Raw genomic sequence first — 26357 nt, 5'->3', positions numbered from 1 at the left:
CGGATATCCATATCATGATAGGGTAAAGGCAGGATCAGGCAGCCATTGTAAGTGAAAACAAACGATGCCGCGTCGAATCCTCCTTTTTTACATGAAAATGACCATATTACGAAAATGGTCAATTGGTTCTGGAACGAGAATTATTCTGCCCGAATATGGGCAAATACAAAGAGATGACAGGGATGATGGGGGGAGATCGCATGACACAAACCAAGGAAGTGCCTCAGCCTAAAACCTACGGTCCGCTCGGCAATCTGCCGCTGCTGGATTCCGCCGCACCGGTCCAATCGCTTGTGAAAGTTGCCTCCGAGCTCGGACCGATCTTTCAATTTCAATATCCAGGCGGACGCAAGGAACTGTACGTTTCGGGACATGAATATGTCAAGGATGCTTGTGACGAGAAGCGGTTTGATAAACGAATCTGGGCACCGCTGCAGAATGTCCGCCCATTCGCGGGGGATGGATTGTTTACGAGCGCCACGCAGGAGCCAAACTGGAAAAAAGCCCATAACATTCTGCTCTCCAGCTTCAGCCAGCGCGCGATGCAAGGCTACCACACGAAAATGGTCGATATCGCCATGCAGCTGGTCCAGAAATGGGCTCGGCTCAATCCGGACGAAACCGTGGACGTTCCTGCCGACATGACGCGCTTGACGCTGGATACGATCGGCCTCTGCGGATTTAATTACCGGTTTAACAGCTTCTACCGCGAAGACAACCATCCATTTATCGACAGTATGGTGCGGGCGCTGGATGAGGGCATGAACCAGCTTCATCGTCTGGGCATCCAGGACATGTTTATGATTAAAAAGAAACGGCAGTTTCAGGAGGATATCCAGTTCATGTTCTCCCTCGTGGATGAGCTCATCCAAGATCGCAGAAAGCACGGCGGTGAAGAAGGGGATTTGCTCGCGCATATGCTGGAAGGCGTCGATCCCGATACAGGCGAGTCTCTCGATCATGAGAACATCCGTTACCAGATCATCACCTTTCTGATCGCCGGACATGAGACGACAAGCGGGTTGCTGTCCTTTGCCATTTATTATTTGATGAAAAATCCGGAAGCCTTGTTTAAGGCGGTCAGCGAAGTGGACCGCGTACTGAAAGATCCCGTTCCGACCTATAACCAGGTGAGGGAACTCAAATACGTCCGCATGGTACTCAACGAGTCGCTGCGCTTATGGCCAACGGCGCCTGCTTTCTCCTTGTATGCAAAGGAAGATACGGCGATCGGGGGAACCTATCCCATGAAGAAAGGGGACAGCGTGACCGTCCTGATTCCAGGGCTCCATCGGGACTCGCGGGTGTGGGGGGACGATGCGGAAACGTTCAGACCCGAACGCTTCGAGGATCCGAGCCAGGTGCCGCATGATGCCTACAAACCGTTTGGTAACGGACAACGCGCCTGCATCGGTCAGCAATTTGCGTTGCAGGAAGCAACCCTGGTCCTTGGTTTGGTTCTCAAATATTTCGAACTGATCGATAACCAGCCGTATGACCTGAAAGTGAAGGAAACACTCACTCTGAAGCCGGAAGGGTTCCGTATTCAGGTTCGAAGCCGTCAAGACGGGACGGCTCTCCTGGTACCGGGTGGCGGTCAAGTTGCTTCGCTCGAATCGAAGAAGCGGGATGATGCCAAGTCCGATCCTTCGGCGGCATTTGCCCATCATACGCCGCTGCTCGCATTGTACGGTTCCAATCTGGGCACGGCTGAGGGAATTGCCAGAGAGGTGGCGGATGCTGCGAAGCATCAAGGGTTCGACAGCCAGGTGGGCACACTGGACGAATATGCAGGAAAGCTTCCGAAGGAAGGCGTTGTAGTCATCGTTACTGCATCGTACAACGGACAACCGCCTTCCAATGCCAAGGCTTTCACGGAATGGCTCGAGAACGCGAACGAATCCGAAATTGAGGGCGTTCGTTACGCGGTATACGGGTGCGGAGACCATAACTGGGCAAGCACGTATCAGCGCATTCCCCGCTTCATCGACGAGCAGCTTGCACTCAAAGGGGGCCAGCGTTTGATCCAGCGCGGCGAAAGTGATGCAAGCGGCGATTTTGAGCGGGAAGTCGATGAGTGGACGGAGCATTTATGGCCGGATTTGATGCAAGCGCTCGGATTGCCGGTTACGGCGGTCCATGGACAGAAACGCAGCGCCTTGTCCGTTCAGTTCGTCCAGGGTGCGGCCGCCGTTCCGTTGACGGAAACCTATCGCGCCGTGACAGGGCGTATCGTATTTAGCCGCAATCTGCAGCATGAGGGCAGCGGAAGGATCACGCAGCATATCGAAATCTCGCTCCCGCCGGGAACGGAATACCGTGAAGGCGATCATCTGGGGGTCCTTCCGGTCAATCCAAAGCCATTGGTTCAGCGAGTACTTCGAAGATTCAAACTGAACGCGGGCTCCCATCTTATTTTGTCTGCAGAAGGAAGAAGCGGCGCGCATTTGCCGACCGGCATACCTGTCCGCCTTGACGATCTGCTGTCCCGCAGCGTGGAACTGCAGGAACCGGCTACAAGGGCGCAGATACGGGAAATGGCCGCTAGCACGGTATGTCCGCCGCATGCCAAAGAGCTCCAAGAACTGATAGAGGAAGCGAGCTATCAGGCCGAAGTTCGGACCAAACGGATCACCATGCTCGACCTGCTGGAGCGGTATGAAGCCTGCGAACTGCCGTTTGAACGGTTTCTTGAGCTTCTGCCGCCATTGAAGCCGAGATATTATTCGATTTCCAGCTCACCGAAAGTTAGCCGGAATACGGCAAGCGTCACGGTTAGCGTCGTTCGGGACCGGGCATGGAGCGGCAAGGGAGAATACCGGGGCATTGCTTCGAACTATTTGGCCGAATTGGAAACGGGCGCGGAGGTCTTGATGTTTATACGGTCTCCCGAGTCGGGTTTTGCGCTGCCGGAGGATCCAGCGACGCCTATGATCATGATCGGACCAGGCACGGGCGTTGCACCGTTCAGGGGATTTATCCAAGCGAGACAAGCGCTTCGGGAGGCAGGTCAAGAGCTGGGCGCCGCGCATCTGTACTTCGGCTGCCGGAATCCGGAGCAGGACTTCCTGTATCGCGAGGAGTTTGAGCGGGCAGAGCAGGAGGGGCTGGTCACGTTGCATACGGCTTTCTCGAGGGTAAGCGGAGCGGAGAAATGCTATGTTCAGCATTTGATGAAACAAGACGGAATGTTATTGCTGTCGCTGCTTGAGGGCGGAGCGCAAATGTACATTTGCGGCGACGGCTCCCGGATGGCTCCGGAGGTGGAACAAACGCTGATTCAATCCTATCAGGAGCGCCATGGCGTGAATGCTGAATATGCTGCTGCCTGGCTGTCGGGTTTGGAATCGACAGGACAATATGTAAAAGACGTCTGGGCTGGTTGATTCTCATGCCGAAAGGGATTCTCCTGAGTTTCCAGGATCGTATTTGTGATAAAATGATCCTAATATCGAGCTTTGGAAACAGATCGGAAGGAGAGTGTGGCTTATGCGGGAAAGCGAAACCTGCGTACCGACCGGCGTGAAACCCCAAGACACCGGCTTTGGATATACATTGTCCTTAATCGGCGGCAAGTATAAAATGATCATCCTGTACTGGCTGTCAGAAAAAAAGATCATGCGGCATAACGAGCTGAAACGAAGCATCGGCTCCATATCCTTTAAAACGCTTAGCATCATGTTAAAGGAGCTGGAAACGGATGATCTCATCGTTCGGACGGAATATCCCCAGGTTCCCCCGAAAGTGGAATACACTTTATCCGAACGCGGACTTTCTCTCATACCTGTATTACACATGATGTGCGAATGGGGAGAGAAGAACAGTTTGAGCGCTCCGGAAGGTGTACAGCGTGAAGCTTGACGACGGCCGATGTAACTAAAGAAGTATTTCCTACAGCAGGAAATACTTCTTTTTTACTTTGTTGCAGCAACTCATCATAGGTTGTCTAAGAACTTCAAATACTGCCGGGCGCTTATATCCAATGTGCTTTGGGGCGGCCACGGCTCCATGTCGGGCGCGTTTCCGCCAGGTTCCTTCTCCTGCCCATAGAAAGCATAGAACGAACGATAATCGGCATCGCAGTATAAGAACGTTGTCTCCAATGGAGCCAGCAGCTGCCCCAGGGTGTGGCGGTACCTTCCGTCTTCCCGATAATCTTCCTCTTTAATGCCGGCGGATACGGCTAATGCGACCTTGCGTTTCTTTAGTTTATCGCCTCCATTCGAACCATAAGCCCAACCATAAGTCAAAACATCATCCAGCCATTTTTTTAGGAGCGGCGGGCAGCTAAACCAATAAACGGGGAATTGCAAAACTAAAATTTGATGCGATTCTATGAGCTGCTGCTCTTTTTCCACGTCAATGATTCCGTTCGGATACGCTTTGTGCAATTCGTGAACGGTATACTTATCCGGGTATTGCCGGAGTTCTTCTACCCAGCGCTTATTGATGATCGATGTTTCTATGTTCGGATGCGTTACAATAACGAGAGTTTTCAAAAGATGATTCCTCCTTGGATATGATGTATGTTCTAGAGTATAAAGGGCTCGCCGGTTTGATGTAAGTATGCACTTTTCTTACAGGTACTTACCTAAAGGTGAGCGTTCTGGGGAAACGGCAGGTCCGATCCGGTGCCACGGAAAAACAATCTATCAACTTTATGAAATTTATGATATATAATTATTTGCATTGAAATGCATCGGAATGGACGAGTGCGGGTACATATTCTCTAGATGAATTTCATTATCACCGACAAATGCATGTAACGCTCGCATTAGGAAATAGTATCAGTATCATATTAATTTCATTGAAGGAGTTCTTTGTTGCATGGTAGATTTTTTTATGAATTTCAATCCCATCATCCAAGCATTGCTGGCCACCTTGTTTACCTGGGGGATGACGGCGTTAGGTGCGGCTCTTGTTTTTGTTACAAAAACATTGAACCAGCGCTTGCTGGATAGTATGTTGGGGTTTGCCGGTGGCGTCATGATTGCGGCCAGCTACTGGTCATTATTGGCACCGGCCATCGAACTGTCGGAAGGCAATCCGATCGGGAACTGGTTTCCGGCTGCGTTCGGATTTTTATTAGGCGGAGTATTCATATGGGGAATCGATAAGATTCTACCCCATCTTCACCCCAATTCTCCGATGGGAGGAGCGGAGGGATATAATCCGAAAGTGAGGAAAAGAAGCACCTTGCTGGTTCTGGCCATCACGCTGCACAACATTCCGGAAGGATTAGCGGTGGGGATCGCATTTGGGGCTCTTGCGAACGGGGGAACGGAGGCATCTCTGGTGGGAGCTTTGACGCTGGCCCTAGGTATCGGCATTCAGAACTTCCCGGAGGGCGTAGCGGTCTCGATGCCGCTCCGCGGTGACGGAATGTCGCGGAAAAGAAGCTTTTTTTATGGACAGTTTTCAGGAATGGTCGAACCTATCGCCGCGGTGATAGGCGCGGTCGCCGTAGCCTTCATTGAACCCATGCTGCCTTATGCCTTGAGCTTTGCGGCCGGAGCGATGATCTTTGTCGTAGCCGAAGAGGTGATTCCAAGCTCACAGGAAAAAGGCAACAAGGATTTGGCTTCGATGAGTTTGATGTTCGGTTTCGTACTGATGATGATTCTGGATGTGGCATTGGGATAGTACTTGATTAAAGAAAAAGTCGCGATCTTGCGGCTTTTTTTGTTTATATGCATAGTCTGCGGTGTATTCCCAAGCTTTACTAGACTTAGGTCGGGGTTCCAATCTCATTCGCGGGGTCAATGCTCATTTCCCGTAGGGATGATATACTGAACAGGACTTGAGTAATTGGCAAAAAAAGAGAACTCATAAAGGGACGAAACGGAAGGAATGAGGAACACGTTATGAAGAAGAGAACAGGATTTTTGATCGTGGCAGTCGGGGTGCTGCTGCTGATCTTTACGATGAACCCAAGGAACATTTTTTCGGATATTCAATTCGGCTTTTCCTTTGACACCAAGAAGATAAATGAAGAGCAAACGTTTGATGCGGATGATTACCGGGACTTGACGGTGAAGACCGGAAGCATCGACATTCATGTCGTCCAAGGAGCCGCGGATCAGATCAAGGTGCTGCTGAGTGGAAAGGCAAGTTCGAAATATGCCGACCAGGTGAAACTGCAGGTTGAGCCGAACGGCGATTCGATGACGGTTGGCGTCGAAGAAGATCATGGCATTAATCTGGGTATAAGCATTATGGATCTACAGTTAACGGTGGAGTTACCGGAAAAGAACTGGGAAACGGCCAAGATCGAAAGCGGGAGCGGTAATATCGAAGTAGAGAGCTTACTGGGAGACGAGGTTACCGTCAAGGCAGGCAGCGGCAATGTCAATGTCCAGCAGGTGAACGCCGGCGAGCTGGCGGTGCATACCGGCAGCGGCAATATCGAAGTTGAGGAGATTGAAGCCGAATCGGTGGCGCTGCAATCGGGGTCCGGCGAAATCTCGGCAGACGGCTATCATGCCGAACAGCTGAGCTTTCAAAACGGCAGCGGCAACGTTGAGCTGAGTGATGGAGAAGCGGCTTTGCAAGGCAAGACGGGATCCGGCAATATCCGCGTGGATGCGGAACGATTGGTTCATGATGCCGATCTGCAAACCGGCAGCGGCAACGTGAGCATTGATCTGGCTCAAGAACCTACTTCGTTGGAAGTCGATTACCAGGGAAGTTCCGGTGAGGGAAATATTCGGTTGGATGGAATGCGTTACGAGGTGAAGGACGAAGACAAAGGAAGACTGAAGGGAACGCTTGGCAGCGGCGACGTGCTGTTGAAGGTTCGCACGGGCTCCGGAAACTTCAAGCTGGAATAATTCTGTGCATAAAAGAGACGAGAAGACATCCTAACGGGGATGTCTTTTTTGTTGTGCATGAAGTCAACAAGGTACAAAAGCCAAGGTGAAAATTATCGATTGAAGGCGAATGCAGTGTGTATAATGAGGAAGAATATTTGCTTCCAATTTATAGGTGAGGAGACATGATATGCTTCCGATTCAATTGCATGAAATACCCGAGTCGATTATAGATGAAGTAGGTACGGTATCCAAGCTGGAATTTCCAAGACAGGGTCATACATCGGATGTAGGAATACTGGAAAACGAGCAGGGGCGATTTATTCTAAAGCGAACGAAGGGAGAGCAGTACAACTCGTGGCTGGCACAAGAAATCCGCGTTCTGCATTCTCTGCAAAAGACATCGTTGCTGGTCCCTTCGGTTTACAGGTTCGTGGAAGATAAAGAAAACAATCAATCGTGGGCGCTTAACAAACACCTTAATACATGGTGATTTCACGATTGATAATGTTTTGGTTCGCGACGGAAACATTGCGGGCATCATAGATTGGAGCGGTGGAGCGCTTGGTGATCCAAGGTATGATGTGTCTTTGGCGATACGCCCTAAACCGAACGCGATTGAAACCGAATCGGAAATCGACGTTTTCTTTGAAGGATATGGGAGAGGAAGGATTAGCGAGTCGGAGTACAAGTACTTTGAAGAAGGATTATATGCATTTTTCTAGATAGGATCGGGGGGCTAATCACCATCACCTGATTATGATTCGTACTAGAACAGCTGACGATTCGAAACCGTCAGCTGTTCTTATTCATATTAAGCTATGAGTGCCAAGCTTCCACTAGTAAGCAGCGGACCAAATTAAAAACCTAAAGCCTGCTGAATCAGTTTCGCGTAGATGGCCGCCGCTTCCTTCCGCAGAAGATTGTCCGTTGGGCGGTATTCGGCCGCACCGTTTGCATCCTTGGTCACTTCGGGACCATGCATGCCGGTTCCGACCATAAACTGCACCGCTTCATCCGCCCACGCGGCCGGTTTCGTACGGAGTTTGGCCGGGACGGCCTTCGCGCCAAGCGCATGATGCGCAGTCCGCCATATGATAACTGCAGCCTCTTGGCGCGTGATCGGCTGATCGGGTTCGAAATTCTGGTTCGTCTTGCCGATCACGGCGCCCATATCCGCAGCATTCTGCACATAACCAGCAAGCGGGTGCCCTTGCATATCTTTGAATATGCTTACGCTTTCGCTAGGCTTCATGCCGGCCAGCCTGCTGATGACGCTGACAAACTCGGCCCGGGTAATCGGTTCATCCGGCCGGAAGCTGGATTGTCCTTTATCCCCGAAAGCCTGGAGAGACTGAGCGAAGTAAATGTCCTTGGCATAAGGATTTTCTTCAGGGACGTCGTTGTAAGGAGCAGGATTCGGGAGCTTCTCGGACATACTGTCGATGGCCGTGTAATACATGTACGCAACATCACCGTTATCATCTTCCTTAAACGCGGCGGGTACACCGTTCTCATCCACAAACCGCAGCGGTCCGACCGGTTTGAGTTTATGCTCGCCCATGGCATCGTTAACCAGCAGCTCGCCTTGTCCGGCAGTCACCTGGGTGGCGATTATCGGAGTCCTCAGGCTTCTGTATAGGCCCTCGAATTTCTGCAGCTGCTCCTGATGGAGTGGGAATGAATTCTCTGAGCCCTGCTTTTTCGGATAGAAATGATCCATGAACGCGACGAAAAATTCGCTGCGGATCGAAGCGCTCTTGTCGCTGTTAACAACGATCAGACCACCGACATTCTGGTCGGGAAGCAGCCAAAGCCAGGAATGGTAGCCCTCCAAATCGCCGCCTTTGCCAATCACCGTTTGGCCGTTATGGCTGTTGTGCATGAACGACTCGAAGCCGTAAGACGTCAACGGAATGCCAGCGGCATCATAATGCGTCTTGTGCATCAATCGCGTCGTTTCCTCCTTCAGGATGCGGGCCGATCCGAATCGGCCCTCGTTCAGATGGGCAGTAATGAAATTGGCCATATCGGTACCGCTGGCGAACATGCCGCCTTCGGGTGCGATGGTAGGCACGTTCTCGTAAGGCTTTATCGGGTGTTGATCGACATTGTACCCCGTGGCAAGATTCGCGATGATATCGTCGTTCATTCGAAATGCGGCATGCTTCATGTTCAGCGGGTCGAATATTTGCTTTTTGATATAGTTCTCAAACGGCTCTCCAGCTACGCTCTGGACAATATATCCCTGCATGGAGGATGCCAGATTGTCATACCGGTAAACTTCACCAGGCGTACGAACCACGGCCGGAGCATTCACCCGGATAAAATCGGAGAGCGGAATCTCGCCCTTCTGAATGATGTGAGGCGGAACCGAGTAGCTGTCCGTAAAATCGAAGCCCGTCGTATGCGTCAGCAAATGCTCAACGGTGACGGGGGCGCCGGTATGGTTAGGGATATTCACATCCGGCATGTATTCGGTTATGTTTTGCTTCAGGTCGATTTTCCCGTTCTCGACCAGCTGCATGACCGCCGTTGCAGTAACCGATTTCGATATCGATGCCATGCGGAACAATGTACGATCCGGATCAATCTTCTTCTTGGATTCAAGATCGGCGTAACCGTAGCCCGTATTCAACAGCACCTTGTCGTCTTGCACGACCACTACTAGTGCGCCTGCCAGCATGTCCGAAACCTGGGGATCGGCAAAATAAGCGTCAGCGAATGCCTTGACTTCGTTGGAGCTTAGTACCGGTGCCCCCGCATGCCGGGATTCGACTGCGACTTCTGCGGATTTGGCCGCTGCCGCATGAATATCGACGGGGAAAGCCAGCAGACTGGCGGACAGCACGGAGGCTGCCAATACACGAATGGTTCTTGACTTGCTTTGTTTCTTCGGCTTCATGGGTTCCTCTCCTTATCTCATTTGCATTGGATTTCCACTTAATGGTAGACCATGCAGGAAGGAGGAAGAACAGTCCCAAGAAGGAGTTTGAACTGGATCCGCGGCAGGAAACCAGACTCGACTTTGGTCCAGGGAATTGTGTTAGCAATCCGTGCAATGCATAACTTATACCATGTATCGTATAAAAGTATAATAATTTTTTAAATCACCGTTAAATATTAAGTTTAATATACTATAATTGTATTAATAGTAAATGTTATATATTGGGGATGATACAATGAACTTATTCATGAAGGAGAGCGGAAACATTCATGCGTCAAGGATGATCGTATTTTTGCATGGGGGCGGGGTAAGCGGCTGGATGTGGAACAAGCAGCTTCCCTTTTTTAAAGACGATTACTGCCTGGTTCCCGATTTACCCGGACACGGCGGCAGCTCCGCCAACGGGCCCTTTTCTATAAAACGCACTGCAGCCCAGATCAATGAGGTCATCTCGAATAAGGCGGACGGAAGGGAAATTATTGTATTCGGTTTTTCCTTGGGGGCGCAGATTCTCGTGGAAATGATGTGCCAACGACCTCAACTCATCGATTACGCAATCGTAAACAGCGCTTTGCTTAGGCCGATGCCGGCTGCGCTGAAGCTGATCGAACCTTCTGTACGAATGACCTTTCCGCTGACCAAATACCGATGGTTCTCCAGATGGCAGGCAAGCACGCTGTACGTGAATCGGGATGATTTTGAACAGTATTATTCGGAATCCCTGCATATGCCCTCGGAGCTGCTGGTTTCGGTGCTCAAGGAAAACATGTCCTATGCAATCTCTCCAAGCATCAAAGAATCTTCGACGAAGGTATTGGTTACGGTCGGGGAGAAGGAAAGAGCCAGCGTTAAAAAATCAGCCAGGGACCTTGTGCAGCTATCCAACCGTGCGGAGGGGATCGTGTTTCCCGGTATCGGGCACGGCATACCGCTTGCCGATCCGGCATTATTCAACCGCGTAACGGGGAAGTGGCTGAACACCGGGGAACTGCCGGAAGATCTTCCTCAGGTGTAGTACGGAGGCGAGGAAGATCAGGGATTCCATTTTACAAATTAGCAGTGGACTTTGCCCTAAGGGCAAGGTGTAAAGTGATCTTGAACCAAGAGTCTATATACGGAAAGAGGTGGATCCTTGCTGCCGATCGGGGAATTCTCCAAACTATGCGAAGTATCGACGAAGACGCTTCGGTATTACGATGAAATCGGATTAATTCATCCGGATCAGATCAATCCGGAAAACGGGTATAGGTATTATTCCATCGGTCAGCTAAAGAGAATGCTCTATATTAACCGGTTGAAGTCTTACCATTTTTCACTGGACGAAATCAAAGAAATCTTAGCGGGGGAACCGGGTCACTCGGATGAGAAGCTTTACACGGCCCTTCACCGCAAGCGTCGGGAAGTCCAGCACAAATTAGATATGTATCATCATGCCCTGAACCGAATGGACCAGGATATCCTGAGTCTGGAAAAGGGCATCGACGTGATGTCGTACCTGAATCGAATTGAAGTGCAGCTTGTGGATCGGGCGCCAATGCATCTTCTTTTCATTCGCCGGATGATGAGCAGGGAGGATTATGCTCTGGGTTATGGCAGGTATTTTAGCGGGTTATATGAACAGATTGCCAAGGAGAAGCTTACATTGGTTGGTACGCCCATGACGATTTATCACAGCTCCGAATACAATCCCGCAGGCAATGACACCGAGTTTGCCCTCCCGGTCAAGGAGAGGGTTATTGGAACGAGGGACCTGGAGGGAGGACGATGTGCCAAGTCTGTTTGGAAGGGTTCCTATTCGGATTTGACATCGGTATATGCCAGGCTCAGGGAATGGATAGAAGAAGAGGGATACGCATTGAGCCAATCCCCGTATGAAATCTATGTAACCGATCCGAATCAAGCCACGGCGGCCGAGCACTTGGTTACTGAGGTCTATTTTCCCGTGTCGAAAAAACAAATAAAAAATGCGAGGTATCTCTAATGAAGAGAGAGTATTGGCCAACGAAGGCATGGCAAGCCGCTGCCCCTGAAGCCTTGAGTTTGGATGCCGGCAAGCTTTCGGACCTTGATGCTTTGATCCCATCCGAATACGGCAACATCAAGGGTATGGTCGTGGTGAGAAACGGATATATCGCATATGAAAAATACGATCATGGTTGCGGCCCGGAGGATACCCACCATGTGGCATCGGTCACCAAGAGCGTTTTATCCGCCCTCATAGGCATTGCCATCGGTGCCGGTTATATTGACAATTCGGATCAAAAGGTGCTGGATTTCTTTCCCGAATATGAACACAAGTCCGCTGATCGGCAAATACAAGACATTACGCTTCGCCATCTTCTTACGATGACGGCTCCGTATCCCTTTGAGGACTGGCGCGAGCCATTGGACAAAATGTGCATGCAGCCTGATTGGGTAGCATATACGCTTGATATGCTGGGGGAAGGCGGAACCCTGGGAGCGTTCAAATATTCCACCGCAGGAGCGCACCTGCTGTCAGCCATTATCACCCGCACCACCGGAAAAAGCGCACGCGCCCTTGCGAACGAACACTTGTTTAAACCGATTGGGATGACCGAAATCCCGGATCATGACATGGGATCATTCGGATTTGATCATTTATTCGGTAAAGACGTCAGGGGATGGGTCAAAGACCCCGGCGGCAACACCACGGGTGGATGGGGCCTTACGTTAAGCCCGCGCGATATGGCGCGTTTCGGTTTTCTGTACCTGAACCGCGGCCTATGGGACGGACAACCGATTATACCGGGAGATTGGATAGACCAATCAACGGCGATGAACGCTAACCAATACGGTTATTTGTGGTGGCTGAGGGATGAGGACGGAATTTATACATATTCGGCCGTAGGCGATGGAGGCAATATCATCTGCTGCATTCCGGAAAAAAATATGGTTGTAGCGATTGCATCGTCCTTTATCGCCAATCCGCGGGATCGATGGACCTTGATAAAGGAAGGCGTGCTTTCCGCTGTCATAGAATAAATCGAGGAACGTAAACGCCATTCGCGCTATCTTCTTTCCTTGTTAGGTACCTGGTTCTCATCGCAATTCCGTTCTGCTAGAAGATGTATAATCCGATTACTAAGCAAATGCACCCAGCTTCAGAACGGCTGAGCAGCTGACATTCGTTCGCCACATGACGAAAGAAAGGTGAGCAGGCAACATGAAAGACCTGCAAATGAACCGATATGATGCGAACAGCCGCAGTCTCCAGACTGCGGCTGCTTGTATCATATGGAAGAACTGTTCCCTCATCATGAAGGCAAGCATGTTGTTTACGCCAGTTCCAGCACAACCATTTGATGATTATCCAGATTGGGAACCGTATAGTTGATCTCCCCCTGACTCCCAATGGTATAAGGAAGCTCTTCCATCGAGGGGGCCAGATAGACCCGCCGGATCGAAGGCGCCGAAGGGAGGCGCAAGCGGACGGAAACATCCCGCAGCGGTACGATGTCCTCGATGACTTCAATGCGCCCCTTCAGGACAGGAGAAGCATAGAGAAGGTGATTGATATAACGATTCTCCTCCTGCTGATACTGCAGCGTCGCGATGCCCCGTGCCGGCAAATCGCAGCGCAGAGTAGGCTGCGGCAGGAGCCGGTCGATCGCATGCAATACCATCTCCTTCAGAATGAGATGGCCGTTGTCCGCATAGTCGCCGAACACATTCCAAGCGATGTAGATGCCGTTTGTGCTCTCGATCATGCCCGGGCCGCCGTCTTCTCCGTCGCTTGGCGTGTGCTGATGTGAGCAGAACGTGAACACATCGCGGTTGAAGTACGGGTTCTCCCTGCTGCCAAGCGTTCGGCCGCCGTTCAATTCAACCAGCTGACCTTCACCGTACATTACGTACGATGCAGGCATGAGAGGTCCTGGAACAAAGTCCGGGCGGAAATAAGACGGACGGTATGGGCTCTGGCCCTGCCAGTTCAATCCGAGATCCAGCGCAAACGCGTCGCCTGCCGCATTCAAACCCGAACGACCCGAGGCTAGAACTTTTCCTCCGCCCGCGGTGAATGCACGGATGTCCTCTTCCAATTCGGGCCATATCGGTACCTCGTCCGGCAGAATCAGCACGTTGTAGAGGCTAAAATCAGCACTTGCATCCACGATGTCGTAAAGGTAATGCCCTTCGGTCAGGATGCGTACCGCACCGGCATCCGCCAGGTTGTTCCGGTCATTCGACTTCCGTGCTTCCGGGCAAGCCTCCCAAGCAGCCTCCAGCGACAGGACGGCGATGTCCGCCACGGAAGAGGTTGCGCTGCACCAAGGCTCTTTCGCTTCCACCTCCGCATAGGCTGTGCCGATCAAGGCGTAGGTTGCTTCATCCATAAGACCCGAAGGATGAAGCTGGTCGCCGATCGAGCACTTGGCGCCATGGGCGAGACTGAGCGCCGTTTCGAAGCGCAGTGCGTTCGGATGCTTGTAACCGCCGAATTCGCCCCAGGAGGTATGGAATTTGCCCGTCATGCCGAGATAGTCCATGCCTAGCGTCTGTGCATAGCGTGCGGACAGCGGAAAGTGATCGTAACCCCAGCCTCCGGTAGGAAGCGATTCGAGTTCCAAATGGCTGTTGACTTGAGCAAGGTCGCGGCGGCCGCGACGTTGATGGCCGCTGTTATGGAATACCGGCAGACCGGGTTTGATCTCATCGATCGTTTCTCTTACCCGGCGGGCATAGTTCAGGTAGGTGGATTCGCCTAACGCGGCAACGGCAGCTTCATCGCGAGGGTCATGACCCGCTGATCGCAGCGCGGCCACGCAATGCTGGCACCGGCATTGACGGATTCCGACGATGTCAAGAAAAATGCCGTCCGCATCATACCTGGAAACTACCTCGCGGATTTGCGCCAGCAAGATGTCCAGGTAAGGCGTGTTGAAGCAAAATTCATGGTAACCGGGCGTCATGAAATCTTTTGCCCAGCGCGTACGGTCTTCCGCGTCGCGGATCAGCCATTCGGGATGGCGCCGCGCCAGCTTTTCGTCCAGCCCCGCGGATAAGTACACCGGCGTCTTGACGCCGATTTCATGGGCAGCCGAGATCATTTCGCCCAGCAGATCGAATGAGAGATGCGGGTGCGTTTCATTGGCTTCGCTCGGATGGTAAGCCCAGCCGTGATGGCATTTAGAAAACACGGTGATGGAATCGACATGCCCAGCGCGCAGCATGTTCTGAAACTGGGGTTTTGAAAACCGGCTACCGATGCCGGGAATGGCCTCGGATGTATGGAAGTCGAGATGAACCTGACGAAAACGCATGCGTAAACAGCCTCCTTAGTCGCTATATGAGAGCGGTTTCTCGTGATCAAATGTACCTCTTTTTCATGCGGGCAACCAGTGATAATATAGACTTTGATTAGCACAAAATGAACTTGCGAAAAGGAGGGGATGGCTATGCTGTGCTTAGAATTCGCCATACCGCCGCTGCCGCAATTCGTTACGGCCGGACATGCCGTATGGAAGCCGGGAGACAGGCATTTCGCCCGCACCTTCGGCGTTTATGACCTGCTTCTGGTCACGAAAGGAACGCTCTATATGACGGAAGAACAGACGGAGTATGAGGTCGGCGCGGGAAAGCTGCTGGTGCTGGAAGCGGGACTGCCGCATGTCGGACACCGAGCCTGCTCGGAGCATACGGAGATTTATTGGGTGCATTTCATTCATGGTCATCCGGCCGCGCGCATCCGTCGGGAAGATATTCCCTGGTCGAACCTGCTGTCCAAAGGCACGGTAGAAGACGTTGAGCCTTCTCCGCAGCAGCGCATGTACTTGCCGAAGTTTGCGCCCTTCGAGGTGCAAACCTTGGAGCCTATGCTGCGCGGATTGAACGATACCCACAACAGACTGAACGGGGAAAATGCGCTCCAGCTCCACCTTTTGCTGACCGAGCTGTTTGCCGCGCTGCAGGCTGGCTGCGCCCGGACATCCGAGCCGGAGCCTTCCGTCCGGCTGGCCCAGGCCGCCGCAGCCTATTTGAACGAACATTGGAAGGAGCCGTTTGAACGGGCCGCGCTGGAGGAAAAGCTCCACTTCCAAGCGAGTTATGTCGCAAGATGCATGAAGAGGCATATCGGCAAAACGCCACTGCAGTACGTGCTGCACCTGCGCCTGGAGGAGGCCAAGAAACTGCTTGGCGGCACGGTGCTTGGCATTTCCGAGATCGCGGAACGCGTGGGAATCCGCGATTCGAACTACATGACGCGCCTGTTTACCGCCAAGGTTGGCATGACGCCAGGTGCTTATCGGCAAATGCTTCGGCAGAAGAGGGATGGCGAGGGGCGGGTCACCTGAGCAGCCCTGATCATACGACAATACCCAGAGATACGGTCAGTGCGTATCCCGTACAGGGTAATATTTCGAAAATGCAGATTGACAATGAAAATCCCGGCGGCTTATAGTAAAGCCACCTAAACTTGCAGGAGAGTGGTCCCATGAACTTGCTGCAAACCCTCCGCTCTCGCAAATATTTGCAGCGGATTATCCTGAGCTTTATGCTCGTCGTCGCCATGCTCGCCATAGCCTCCCTCTTTCTGAACGCCGCCGCCCGTGACAAAGTGTTGAGCCTCCAGCATGAGGCCGACGTCAAGCTGCTCACCCAAATCAACTACAACATCGAGAACATGAACGGGATCGTGAAGGATTTGGCGGTATCGCTGTATAACGACGAAGAGCTCATCGCACTGAAATCCGGGGCGGATTATAAGCAGAGCATCCTGAAGATCGAACGTTTGAACCGCACGGTTGCTGCTTCCCCGTACTTGCACGCCGCCGTTTTTTATAACGGCAAACAGGGCCGTTTTTTCTCGTCGCTGAGCCATGATATGGATACGCGCGTCCTTTACGGCGCATTGGAAGATTACATGGACGCTCGTGCGGACCTGCCGAAGCTGCAGCTCATTCCGCTCGATCTCGACGGGGAGAACGAAGGCATCGACGTGTTCGCATTTTTCATATATGATGGGCCGAGCCTCGGTTCCGTCAATCGGAACGCGCTGATCTTGACCGTGAAGCCGGGGTGGATGCTGGACAATGTGAAAGCGCTTAATCGGGTCGCCGAACGGGAAAACGACGTCCTGTTCGTTACGGACGGCAATGGTCAAGTGCTGATGGCGGGCGACCGCAAGCTACCGCCCGGGCTGGACATCAAGAGAGATTTACTCGGACGGATGGGCTCGGCAAACCATGCACCGGACTCCTTCATCCATCAACAAGGCGATAAGAAATATAAGGTCACCTATTTAAGCAAAGGCTTAAACGACTGGCAGATCATCAGCCTTCAAGACTATGACGACGTGCTGGGCAGCGTCCGCCAGATGCGGTGGACGGAGATGGCCGTGACATTGTCCGTGGCCGTGCTGGCTTTGCTGCTGTCCGTACTGATTTCGCTCCGGCTATACAAACCGGTAGGACGCCTGCTTACGCTGGTGCCCTACGATGGACGTGGAGACGCCAAAGCCAAGGATGAGCTGTCCCTGATCACGGAGAACGTAACGGAAATGATCGGCAAGCTCAGAGGATTGGAACAGGAGCGGGCCACGCAATGGAATATCGCCAAGTTATATCATCTGCGGAGCCTGATCGGCACAAGCGACAGCATGGACGAAGCAGCGTTTATGCGGATGAAGGAGCAGTACGGGATCGATATCGTGCATCCGTCGCCGCTTCGACTTGCGCTTGTGCAGCTCGACGACCTGCAAAGCCAGGTCCTGCAGCCGGTTCCCCGGGCGGAAGAGCTTTATTCCTTCGCCATCGCGAATATCGGCCAGGAGCTGCTGCGCCATGGCGGCTCCTGCGAAGCGGCGGATATGAAGAGCGGCCATCTCGTTTTTGTTGTCGGGGGCGATTCCGGTCACCTCGAGTCCTTGCACGAACGCTTCCGTGAACTTCAGCAAACCATTCTCCGCTTCTATCGGATTACGTTCACCGTAACGCTAAGCGATACCTTCGAGGATTATCGCCAGCTTACGAAACATTACAATCTGGCGCTGCGGCATTCCAACTATCGCATGATATTCGGTAAGGGCGCCGTGATCCGGCCGGAGATGATCCGCAGGAACGAGCGAAACGAATCGCTTACCATTCCGAAGGAACTGGAACGCCGGCTGACGGAGGGCTTAAAGGGCGGCAATCCGGACGAGACGGAGCAAGCGATTCGGAGCTGGAGGGAGCATCTTGCCGAGTTTAGCTTTGACGGCATGTTTTCGGCGCTGCTGCATTTGACCATGACGCTGAGCCATACGCTTGGTGAAATGAATAATAACAACTTGAACCCGGTGTCGGTCAATCTGCAGGCAATTAACCGCCGCATTCTCGAAAAAGAGACGCTGGACGAGATCGAGTGCGTGCTCCTGGACGTCGTGCGGGAAGTGTTCGAGCAGCGCAGGAGCGGACGCGAGGATAAAAACCGGCTGCTTGCGGATACCGTCAAGGAAATGATCGATAAGCATTATGCCGATCCGGACCTCAACGTACAGAAGATCGCCGATATGCTGAAGATGAGTTCCGTCTATTTGGGGCAAGTGTTCAAGGCGCAGGAAGGTGCGACGGTAGTCGACCAGATCAACGCGACTCGGCTTGCCCGTGCCCAGCAGTATCTGGAGCAGCAGCAATTGACCGTGGCCGAAATCATGGAGAAGGTAGGCTTCGGCAATGAAAGCTATTTCTATCGGCTGTTCAAGCGCCGGTATGGAACGACCCCGAAAGAGTACCGCCTGAAGTGCGCCATCGAGCGCAGTACTTAAATCGCACAGGTTCCATCAGACCCGCAGGCGAGTGTTGCCGTTTGCGGGTTTTTGCCATGCCGTGCTCCGACAATGATATCCATTCGAATGCGGGCGAACCGGCAGATTCGATACAATCTGCGAGCCCCCGTCGACCAGTTGGATCAACGCTTAACTGAAAAGTACTGTCTCCACTGCTCCTGCACCTTGGGCATCGCATCGATGATGGGAGAATGGTAGCCCCTTAGTGTCGGCAGAGGCCCTGAAATTTTGCAAGTGCAGCAATCTTGGATCTATACAGCCGGCTGTACAGCATTCCGAAATCCCTACAGTCCGCCTGTACAGCAATCCTGAAATTGTACAGTAACGGAAAGTACCGCGTTTGAGCTATCGTTAAACGTGCAAAGCCTGGAACGCAGGCAAGAAGTGCACAAGGAAAGGAAGGGGCTTTCGCTATGTTGAAGAAGATTACACGATCGGGCTCTATGGGCGCGGAACCGGCGAACCGATCGGGAACCGGGCCCGACCCGGATTCAGAACCAGCCGGCACTCGCCCAAAAAAATCGGCGCTTCGCAGGGAGCTTCGCCACTTTCGAAACAACCGCGAGCTGTTTCTCTTATCCCTGCCGGGGATTCTGTACAAGCTGATTTTTGCCTATATTCCATTGGTGGGATTGATCATCGCCTTCAAGCATTATCGCTACGATCTCGGCATATTCGGCAGCGAATGGGTAGGTCTGGAAAACTTCCGTTATTTGTTCTCGACCGATACGGCTTGGCGGATCACGCGCAATACGGTGCTGTATAATGCCGCTTACATTGCAGTTACCACGGCCGCTGCGCTGTTGTTGGCCATTCTGATGAACGAGCTCAGGGCGAAATGGAGCAAATTTTATCAGACCGCGCTGTTTCTGCCCCACTTTCTATCCTGGGTGCTGGTCGGATACGTGGCATATGCCTTCCTGAACCATTCCGACGGTTTCATTAACCGCACCTTGCAAATGTTCGGCATGGATCCGATCAGTTGGTACCAGACGGCCGAGGCATGGCCGGCCATTCTCATTCTTGTTCATTTATGGAAGGCAGTCGGCTTCAACACGCTTATTTATTTTGCGGGCATTATCGGCATTAACAGCGAGTATTACGAGGCAGCCCGGATCGATGGTGCGACGAAATGGCAGATGGCCACGAGAATTACGGTCCCGCTGCTGGCTCCGCTGGTCATCATTCTGCTGATTTTGTCCATCGGCAACATGTTCCGCGGCGACTTCGGACTGCATTATTTCATTCCGAACAACTCCGGCTTCCTGTACGGATCCACGGATATTATCGATACGTACGTATACCGCGCACTCCGAGAGATCGGTAATGTCAGCATGTCGGCCGCCACGGGCTTCTATCAGTCGGTTGTCGGTTTCGTGCTCGTGCTGGCGGCGAACGGAATCGTGCGCAAAATCAATCCAGAGCATTCCCTGTGGTAAGAAGGAGGATATCCGATGCCGAAGAAGTTCGAACTATCCAAAATGTTGATCCATCTGCTGTTCATCCTGCTATCGCTGGCCATCGTCCTGCCGTTTCTGCTCGTTGTCGCGGTCTCGCTGACGGACGAAGCGTCGCTTACCGACAAGGGCTATCAGTTTTTTCCAGAAACGTTCAGCCTGGAGGCTTATCGCTATCTTCTCGACGCACCCGACATTTTGCTGCGGGCCTACGGGGTCACGATCACGGTGACCGTCATTGGAGCGCTGGCAGGCCTTCTGCTCACCGCGATGACCGCATACGTCATCTCGAGACCGGATTACCGCTACAACAGGGTAACGACGTTTTACGTGTTTTTCACGATGCTGTTCAGCGGCGGGCTCGTCCCTTCCTATATTCTCATCACCCAATACCTGCATTTAAAGGACAGCTTGCTTGCCCTAATCCTGCCGGTTCTGCTCTCGCCCTTCAACATCATGGTCATGAAGGGATTCATGTCCAAAATTCCGCTTGAAATCGTGGAATCCGCCAAAATCGACGGGGCAAGGGAGCTGCGCATCTTTTTCCGGATCATATTGCCGCTCTCCACGCCGGCCTTGGCCACGCTGGGTTTGCTTATCTCGTTCACGTACTGGAACGAATGGTTCAACGCCATGCTGTATATCGACGATCCCGACAAGGTGCCGCTGCAGCTGCTGCTTGTGCGAACGCTGGGCAGCATCGAGTTCATAACCTCCAATTCGGAATTCTCGCAGCAGCTGGGCATCGATTTATCCAGCTTCCCGAACAACTCGGCAAGAATGGCGATCGCGGTGCTGGCCGGCGGGCCGATGCTGATCATCTTCCCGTTCTTCCAACGGTTCTTCGTGAAAGGGCTTACGGTTGGCTCCCTTAAGGGTTAACATACATCAACCAATAAACATTCAGGAGGTCATGTCATGAAAAAAAGATTATTCGGATTGCTCGCGGTCATCATGATCGCCATGTCCGCGCTTGCCGGCTGCGGAGGCAGCGGCGGGAAGAGCGATACGGGCAGCGGAACGACCGGCACGCAAGGATCGACACCGGAGGCGAGCGGCGCTAGCGGGCTTGAGCCCGCAGAGCTGACTTGGTATTATCCGCTGCTGCAGCTGCAGCCGGACCAGAAGAAGGTTGAAGAGGAGATCAACAAAATCGTGAAGGAGAAGCTGAACGCCACCGTCAAGCTGATGCCGGTCGCAATCGGGGATTACGTGCAGAAGATGAATACCGTACTGGCGGCAGGCGAGAAGTTCGACATTCTCTGGACCGGTTACATGCTGAAACCGGAAGAGCTTGTACGGAAAGGGGCTATTCAACCGCTGAACGGGCTCCTGGATGAGTACGCGCCGCAGCTGAAGACGGACGTCCCTCAGGTGATGTGGGATGGCCTCTCGGTGGACGGGGAAATTTACGGCATCCCGAATCAGCAAATCAACGGGTCGAGATACGGCTTTATCGTGCAGAAGCGGTTTGCCGACAAATACGGCTTGGATCCATCCACGATCAAAACGATAGCGGATATCGAGCCGTTCCTTGAGCAAATCAAGCAGAACGAGCCGGGCATCATTCCGATCGGCCTGTTCGGCGGCTCGTTTGTCAACCCGCAGGCGCATGACGATCAATATTGGGTCGTTCCGGGGCTTGACGATCATTTCTACATCAAGACCGATGACCCGTCCTACACGTTGCATCGCTATCCGGAGGAGGAGCTGGACAATTTCCGCCTGGCCAGCAAATGGTATAAAGCCGGGTACATCCACAAGGACGCGGCCACGGAAAAAATGACCGACTACCAATCCAAGGGCCAGATCGCGGTCGAGTTCGACGTCACATTGAAGCCTGGGGTCGAGGCAGAGGTCAAGCCGAAGAACGGCGGAAACGATGTCATCATCATCCCGCTCAGCGATTGGTTCTCCAACGGTTATTCGGCAACGACCAACCAGTCGATCAGCCGCACTTCGCCGAATCCGGAACGGGCCATGATGCTGCTCAATCTGATCAACACCGATAAGGAGCTCTATAACCTGATGATCAACGGCTTAGAGGGAGTGCATTACGAGAAGCTGAGCGGGGAGTATATCAAAGCGATGCCGGATTCCAGGTATCGTCCGAACATGGATTGGGTCTTCGGCAGCGTCTTCAATTCCTACCTGAAGGAAGGCCAACCGGAGAACATATGGGAGGAAACGAAAAAAATCAACGAAAGCTCTGAAATCAATCCGGTCGGCGCCTTCAAGTTCAATTCCGAGCCGGTCAGCACGGAAATCGCGAACCTGAATGCCGTATGGGGCGAGTACAAACGGGGACTCGTGACCGGCACGCTCGATTTCGAGGAGACCTGGCCCGTTCTTTACGGCAAGCTGAAGGAGGCGGGCGAAGATAAATACGTGGAGGAGGTGACGCGTCAGTTCGAGCAATTCCTGAAAGATAAGGGCTTGAAATAATCGGCCAGTAAGCTTATAGACGGATGGAGACGAAACGGGAGAAACCTGCTGCCCGGGTGGGCTTTGACGACACTGCGCGCACGGCGCAGACAGAGCTGACCGGATTCCACGTTGGAGGAAGGGGAGCGATTTATGAAGAAGCTTGTGCTTGCGGCACTGGCGGCAAGCCTGTTGTTTGCGCTGTATCCATTTCTGCCGGCCGCCGAGACGGCGTCGGCTTATGGAAATCCGCACGGGACGGCTTTTTACGTAGCCTTGGACGGAAATGACTCGAACAAAGGGACGATCAACAAACCGTTTCGAACGTTGGAAAAAGCGCGTGACGCCATTCGGGCGTTGAAAGCGAAGAAAGGGCTGCCTCGGGGCGGCGTCACGGTCTATCTTCGGGAAGGCCGGTACGAGCGCGCAGCCAGCTTTGAGCTGGGTTTGCAGGATTCGGGGGAAGCGGGCAAGCCGGTAACCTATACGGCCTATCCGGGCGAAACGGTTATCTTGTCCGGTTCTAAGCAGCTGGAGAAATCCGCATTCGTTCCGGTAGCCGATCCTGCCGTGCTGAACCGCATTATTAGCGAAGAAGCAAGAAACGAAGTGCTGGTCGCCGATCTGGCCGCCCTCGGCATTACCGATTACGGCGAGATGAGCCGGCACGGTTATTACTTGGCCAACGATTTGAGCAAGGTGCCGCCGATGGAGTTGTACGTGGGCGGGCAAGGGATGACGCTGGCACGCTGGCCGAACGAGGGAACCGTCCAAATGGACGAAATCCTCGATCCCGGACCGACGCGGAAAGATCCGAACGGGGAGGTCCATACAAGAGGCGGGACCTTTACGTATACGTATGACAGACCGCAATACTGGACACAGGCGGACGACATCTGGCTGGATGGCATTTTCGGCTACAGCTGGGAATGGTCCTACAACAAAATCGCTTCCATCGACACCGATGCCAGAAGCATCACGCTCCGGTACGGAGAAATGAGCGGCATTTTCAAAAATTGGTACCCGGATTTCCATTTCGCGCAAAACCTGCTGGAGGAGATCGACATGCCCGGCGAGTATTACATCGACCGCCAGGCCGGAAAGCTCTATTTTCTGCCGAACGCCGAATTCATGACCGCGAATCCTTCCATTGAAGTGACGATGCTCAAGACGCCGATGATCAATGCATTGGATGCATCCCATATCGATTTCTCGGAGCTGATCCTGGAGAACGGGCGCGATTCGGCGGTCGTCTTCATGGGCGGAAGCCATATGCGCGTCCTCCATAGCGAAATTCGCAACTTCACCAACAGCGGCGTGCTGGTCAACACCCAGAGCCGGTTTCATTATAACGACTTTACGGGGGTTCCCGGAACAGACCACAAGATCGAGTACACCCACATCCACCATATCGGGGGAACCGCCGTCACGCTCACCGGAGGCGACAAGACAACGCTCGCGCCGGGCAACAACGCCGTGGAAAACTCGCACATTCATGATTTTGCCTATTATCATAAGGCTTACAATCCGGGCGTCCTCTTGTCCGGAGTGGGCAACCGCATGTCGCACAACGAGCTGCATGATGCTCCTCATCCCGGTGTGCTGATATTCGGCAATGATCATCTTGTAGAGTACAACGACATTTATGACGTTTGCAAAACCTTCTCGGATCTAGGCGCCATTTACATGAACGCGGGCGAAACGCCGCAGCAGCGGGGCACCGTCATCCGCCGCAATTACTTCCATAACATCGGCGAAGCCAAGCCCGGCGTGGAAGGGGTATATCCCGATAACTTCACGATGGGATTGAAGATCGACGAGAACATCTTTTATAAAATGGGCAACTCGGCGATCAAAAACAACGGCGGCGCGCATATTCTGACCCGCAACAATATATTCGTGGACAGCAAGATTCCGTACGACTACGCGGATTTGTTTCTCGGCGACGAGCCGGACGATCAGGTTCCGTTGAATTACATGCCAAAGTGGGAGGCGCTGTTCGAGGCCAACAACGACTTCGTCGGGACGCCGTATCTGTCCAAATATCCGGAGCTGGCAAACTTTTTCACGGAAAACCGCTATTATCCGGACACGAACACGTTCCACGGCAACGTCGTATACAATCCGACAGTTCCGCGAAGCTCGACAACCAACGCGGAAGGTGCGTACGACAAATTCAATCTGGTCCAATATGCGGATAACTGGGTTACTAACGAGGATCCTGGTTTCGTCAATCTGGCAGGAGGCGATCTGTCGCTGCGTCCGGATGCGCAAGTATTCCAGGCCATCCCCGGCTTCCCGGATATTCCGTTTCACGAGATCGGCATTAACGGGAAAGCAGGTACCACGAGCAGTCCGGACAGCTATCCGGTGCAAAATGTGGTGGTCTATGACAACCAAATCACGGTAGATCGTTGGAAAACGGTGAAGCTGCGCACGGCGGTACTCCCATGGAACGCGGATAATCCGAAGCTGGTCTTCACGTCGGCCGATCCCGGTGTCGCCACGGTCGATACTAACGGCATCGTCACGGGCCAGGCGGTGGGCCAAACGGTCGTCACCGTGGCGTCGGCGGAGAATCCGCAGCTCACGGCGGCGGTGGGCGTCACGGTCGAAGCCGGAGACGGCGTCATGGATTTCACCAATTTCGAGTCGGGGGCGAACGGCTGGCCGCAGGATGCGAACCGCAGCATCGTCAAAGAAGGCGACAACCGCTGGTATAAGATACTGAACGGGGCTACCGCACTCAGCGAGAAATCCTTCGCCGAATATGAGCTGAGCTTCAAGCTGAAGACACCCGAGTCGATCGGTGAAAACGCAACGCTGTACGTGTTCGATCGCCAGGCGGGCAGCGGTTCGACCCGCGTCGGTTACAAAACACGTCCGGACGGATCCTCCTCCTGGCTGCTGTATAACGCAGCCTGGACCGTGCTGCGCGAAGAGAAGCTCCCCGGCCACGACCTGCAGCCAAACACGGAATACGAGATCAAGGTGCTGGTCAAAGGCGGCGATATCAGCGTATACGTGGACGGCCAATTCCGTCTCAAGGCAGTCGATCCGGGCCATAATGCGGCAGGCAAGGTCGGATTCTATGTCAACAACGTCAGCCATATGCTGTTTGACGACATCCGGTTCAAGGCGCTGAGCACGGAGCTGGCCGGCATCATACCGTCCGAGCGCGAAATACGGCTTGCCGCCGGCGAGCAGCATCAGATGCAGGTAACGTTCGATCCCGTGGATACCCCGGATACCGGCATGACTTGGCAATCCGCCGATCCATCCGTGGCGGAGGTAAGCGATACGGGCGTCGTCCATGCCGTATATGAAGGACAGACCATCATTACCGCCGTGTCCGTCGTCAATCCGCTTATCAAGGCGGATATCGCGGTGACCGTTTCGGGCATCATGCACGAAACCGACTTCGAATCGGGCGGCAACGGCTGGCCGGTAGACCCGAACCGCAGCATCGCGGCGGATCTCAGCGGCAATCGCCGATACAAAATTTTGAACGGTGCCACGGGTCTGCTGGACCGCGTCTTTGAATCGTATGTACTCGAATTCAAGCTAAAGACCCCGTCGTCGATGCCGGAGGAAGGAACCTTTTATATTTTCGACCGTCAGGCGGGCAGCGGTTCGACCCGGATCGGCTATCGATCCCGGGCGGATGGAACCTCGTCCTGGATCCTCTACGATTCGGCATGGCAGAAGATAGCCGAGACCCCTTTGCCGACTCGCGACTTATTGCCGGACACGGAATATGCGGTCAAGGTCGTCGTGAAGAATGGGGACGTCGCGGTTTACGTGAACAACGAGCCAAGACTTGCCGCTACGGACCCGAATCATCAGCCTTCAGGCAAAGTGGGCTTCTATGTCAGCGGATTCGATTATATGCTGTTTGACGATATCCGCTTCTCGGTGGTGCCATAAGATATGCG

The 26357-nt window shown here is 53.2% G+C and carries 18 protein-coding genes; 15 read left to right on the top strand and 3 right to left on the bottom strand.

Annotation, left to right across the window (positions count from 1 at the left end):
* Nucleotides 1-200: 200 nt before the first annotated feature.
* Nucleotides 201-3386 carry a bifunctional cytochrome P450/NADPH--P450 reductase gene (locus RB298_RS17380; RefSeq protein WP_486047709.1) on the top strand — a complete coding sequence of 1062 codons (3186 nt, stop codon included), beginning with the start codon at nt 201-203 and terminating at the stop codon, nt 3384-3386.
* A gap of 103 nt (nt 3387-3489) precedes the next feature.
* Nucleotides 3490-3861, top strand: coding sequence for a winged helix-turn-helix transcriptional regulator (locus RB298_RS17375; protein WP_096775632.1), 372 nt, complete (start codon nt 3490-3492; stop codon nt 3859-3861).
* A gap of 74 nt (nt 3862-3935) precedes the next feature.
* Here the strand turns inward: RB298_RS17375 and RB298_RS17370 are convergent, their stop codons facing one another.
* A complete protein-coding gene (locus RB298_RS17370; RefSeq protein WP_096775633.1) occupies nt 3936-4499 on the bottom strand; it encodes an NAD(P)H-dependent oxidoreductase in 564 nt (187 codons plus the stop codon).
* 328 nt (nt 4500-4827) lie between these two features.
* On the opposite strand from RB298_RS17370, the gene RB298_RS17365 reads away from it, so the two are divergent.
* The 4 genes from RB298_RS17365 to RB298_RS17350 all read left to right on the top strand — a co-directional run bounded on the left by RB298_RS17365 (nt 4828) and on the right by RB298_RS17350 (nt 7534).
* Nucleotides 4828-5643 (top strand): ZIP family metal transporter, encoded by an 816-nt coding sequence (locus tag RB298_RS17365; protein WP_486047708.1) that lies wholly within the window; start codon nt 4828-4830, stop codon nt 5641-5643.
* A 221-nt stretch (nt 5644-5864) separates the two neighbouring features.
* Complete coding sequence (locus RB298_RS17360; RefSeq protein WP_486047706.1) at nt 5865-6830, top strand: DUF4097 family beta strand repeat-containing protein; 966 nt, start codon at nt 5865-5867, stop codon at nt 6828-6830.
* Nucleotides 6831-6999: 169 nt separating this feature from the next.
* Nucleotides 7000-7302, top strand: coding sequence for a hypothetical protein (locus RB298_RS17355; RefSeq protein WP_375119685.1), 303 nt, complete (start codon nt 7000-7002; stop codon nt 7300-7302).
* Nucleotides 7303-7321: 19 nt separating this feature from the next.
* Nucleotides 7322-7534: a phosphotransferase family protein gene (locus RB298_RS17350; RefSeq protein WP_452520571.1), complete on the top strand. Its 213-nt coding sequence runs from the start codon at nt 7322-7324 to the stop codon at nt 7532-7534.
* A gap of 134 nt (nt 7535-7668) precedes the next feature.
* On the opposite strand, the gene RB298_RS17345 is transcribed toward RB298_RS17350, so the two are convergent.
* Nucleotides 7669-9714 carry a serine hydrolase domain-containing protein gene (locus tag RB298_RS17345; RefSeq protein WP_486047705.1) on the bottom strand — a complete coding sequence of 682 codons (2046 nt, stop codon included), beginning with the start codon at nt 9712-9714 and terminating at the stop codon, nt 7669-7671.
* Between the two features lie 277 nt (nt 9715-9991).
* Here RB298_RS17345 and RB298_RS17340 point away from each other — a divergent pair, with 277 nt between their 5' ends.
* The 3 genes from RB298_RS17340 (at nt 9992) to RB298_RS17330 (ending at nt 12759) form a co-directional block, all read left to right on the top strand.
* Nucleotides 9992-10771 carry an alpha/beta fold hydrolase gene (locus RB298_RS17340; RefSeq protein WP_096773526.1) on the top strand — a complete coding sequence of 260 codons (780 nt, stop codon included), beginning with the start codon at nt 9992-9994 and terminating at the stop codon, nt 10769-10771.
* Between the two features lie 117 nt (nt 10772-10888).
* On the top strand, nt 10889-11737 hold the full coding sequence (locus tag RB298_RS17335; protein ID WP_096773527.1) for a MerR family transcriptional regulator: 849 nt from the start codon (nt 10889-10891) through the stop codon (nt 11735-11737).
* Entirely contained in the window at nt 11737-12759 is a 1023-nt protein-coding gene (locus tag RB298_RS17330; RefSeq protein ID WP_486047703.1) for a serine hydrolase domain-containing protein, read from the top strand. The genes RB298_RS17335 and RB298_RS17330 overlap by 1 nt, the downstream gene beginning before the upstream one ends.
* Before the next feature lie 293 nt (nt 12760-13052).
* Here RB298_RS17330 and RB298_RS17325 read toward each other — a convergent pair whose 3' ends face one another.
* Entirely contained in the window at nt 13053-15038 is a 1986-nt protein-coding gene (locus RB298_RS17325) for an alpha-amylase family protein (protein WP_096773529.1), read from the bottom strand.
* Nucleotides 15039-15173: 135 nt separating this feature from the next.
* Here RB298_RS17325 and RB298_RS17320 point away from each other — a divergent pair, with 135 nt between their 5' ends.
* The 6 genes from RB298_RS17320 to RB298_RS17295 all read left to right on the top strand — a co-directional run bounded on the left by RB298_RS17320 (nt 15174) and on the right by RB298_RS17295 (nt 26349).
* The gene (locus tag RB298_RS17320) at nt 15174-16070 is read left to right on the top strand and encodes a helix-turn-helix domain-containing protein (RefSeq protein ID WP_096773530.1); all 897 of its coding nucleotides are present in this window, start codon (nt 15174-15176) and stop codon (nt 16068-16070) included.
* Nucleotides 16071-16210: 140 nt separating this feature from the next.
* Nucleotides 16211-18520 carry a helix-turn-helix domain-containing protein gene (locus RB298_RS17315; protein ID WP_486047700.1) on the top strand — a complete coding sequence of 770 codons (2310 nt, stop codon included), beginning with the start codon at nt 16211-16213 and terminating at the stop codon, nt 18518-18520.
* Nucleotides 18521-18954: 434 nt separating this feature from the next.
* Nucleotides 18955-19980, top strand: a complete 1026-nt coding sequence (locus RB298_RS17310) for an ABC transporter permease (RefSeq protein ID WP_486047698.1) — start codon at nt 18955-18957, stop codon at nt 19978-19980.
* Nucleotides 19981-19995: 15 nt separating this feature from the next.
* A complete protein-coding gene (locus RB298_RS17305; RefSeq protein WP_090913611.1) occupies nt 19996-20880 on the top strand; it encodes a carbohydrate ABC transporter permease in 885 nt (294 codons plus the stop codon).
* A gap of 36 nt (nt 20881-20916) precedes the next feature.
* On the top strand, nt 20917-22443 hold the full coding sequence (locus RB298_RS17300; protein ID WP_192572080.1) for an ABC transporter substrate-binding protein: 1527 nt from the start codon (nt 20917-20919) through the stop codon (nt 22441-22443).
* Nucleotides 22444-22575: 132 nt separating this feature from the next.
* On the top strand, nt 22576-26349 hold the full coding sequence (locus tag RB298_RS17295) for an Ig-like domain-containing protein (RefSeq protein WP_486047695.1): 3774 nt from the start codon (nt 22576-22578) through the stop codon (nt 26347-26349).
* The last annotated feature ends 8 nt before the right edge of the window (nt 26350-26357 follow it).

Source organism: Priestia sp. BR_2, assembly GCF_041954005.1.
Classification (GTDB): Bacteria; Bacillota; Bacilli; order Paenibacillales; family Paenibacillaceae; genus Paenibacillus_AQ; species Paenibacillus_AQ lautus_A.
This window is presented reverse-complemented; position numbering and strand designations above follow the sequence as displayed.

What these genes read in the sequence shown, in the direction of transcription:
- RB298_RS17380 (WP_486047709.1), top strand. Translation starts at nt 201, where the DNA reads ATGACACAAACCAAGGAAGTGCCTCAGCCTAAAACCTACGGTCCGCTC.
- RB298_RS17375 (WP_096775632.1), top strand. Translation starts at nt 3,490, where the DNA reads ATGCGGGAAAGCGAAACCTGCGTACCGACCGGCGTGAAACCCCAAGAC.
- RB298_RS17365 (WP_486047708.1), top strand. Translation starts at nt 4,828, where the DNA reads ATGGTAGATTTTTTTATGAATTTCAATCCCATCATCCAAGCATTGCTG.
- RB298_RS17360 (WP_486047706.1), top strand. Translation starts at nt 5,865, where the DNA reads ATGAAGAAGAGAACAGGATTTTTGATCGTGGCAGTCGGGGTGCTGCTG.
- RB298_RS17355 (WP_375119685.1), top strand. Translation starts at nt 7,000, where the DNA reads ATGCTTCCGATTCAATTGCATGAAATACCCGAGTCGATTATAGATGAA.
- RB298_RS17345 (WP_486047705.1), bottom strand. Translation starts at nt 9,714, where the DNA reads ATGAAGCCGAAGAAACAAAGCAAGTCAAGAACCATTCGTGTATTGGCA.
- RB298_RS17340 (WP_096773526.1), top strand. Translation starts at nt 9,992, where the DNA reads ATGAACTTATTCATGAAGGAGAGCGGAAACATTCATGCGTCAAGGATG.
- RB298_RS17330 (WP_486047703.1), top strand. Translation starts at nt 11,737, where the DNA reads ATGAAGAGAGAGTATTGGCCAACGAAGGCATGGCAAGCCGCTGCCCCT.
- RB298_RS17325 (WP_096773529.1), bottom strand. Translation starts at nt 15,038, where the DNA reads ATGCGTTTTCGTCAGGTTCATCTCGACTTCCATACATCCGAGGCCATT.
- RB298_RS17320 (WP_096773530.1), top strand. Translation starts at nt 15,174, where the DNA reads ATGCTGTGCTTAGAATTCGCCATACCGCCGCTGCCGCAATTCGTTACG.
- RB298_RS17315 (WP_486047700.1), top strand. Translation starts at nt 16,211, where the DNA reads ATGAACTTGCTGCAAACCCTCCGCTCTCGCAAATATTTGCAGCGGATT.
- RB298_RS17310 (WP_486047698.1), top strand. Translation starts at nt 18,955, where the DNA reads ATGTTGAAGAAGATTACACGATCGGGCTCTATGGGCGCGGAACCGGCG.
- RB298_RS17305 (WP_090913611.1), top strand. Translation starts at nt 19,996, where the DNA reads ATGCCGAAGAAGTTCGAACTATCCAAAATGTTGATCCATCTGCTGTTC.
- RB298_RS17300 (WP_192572080.1), top strand. Translation starts at nt 20,917, where the DNA reads ATGAAAAAAAGATTATTCGGATTGCTCGCGGTCATCATGATCGCCATG.
- RB298_RS17295 (WP_486047695.1), top strand. Translation starts at nt 22,576, where the DNA reads ATGAAGAAGCTTGTGCTTGCGGCACTGGCGGCAAGCCTGTTGTTTGCG.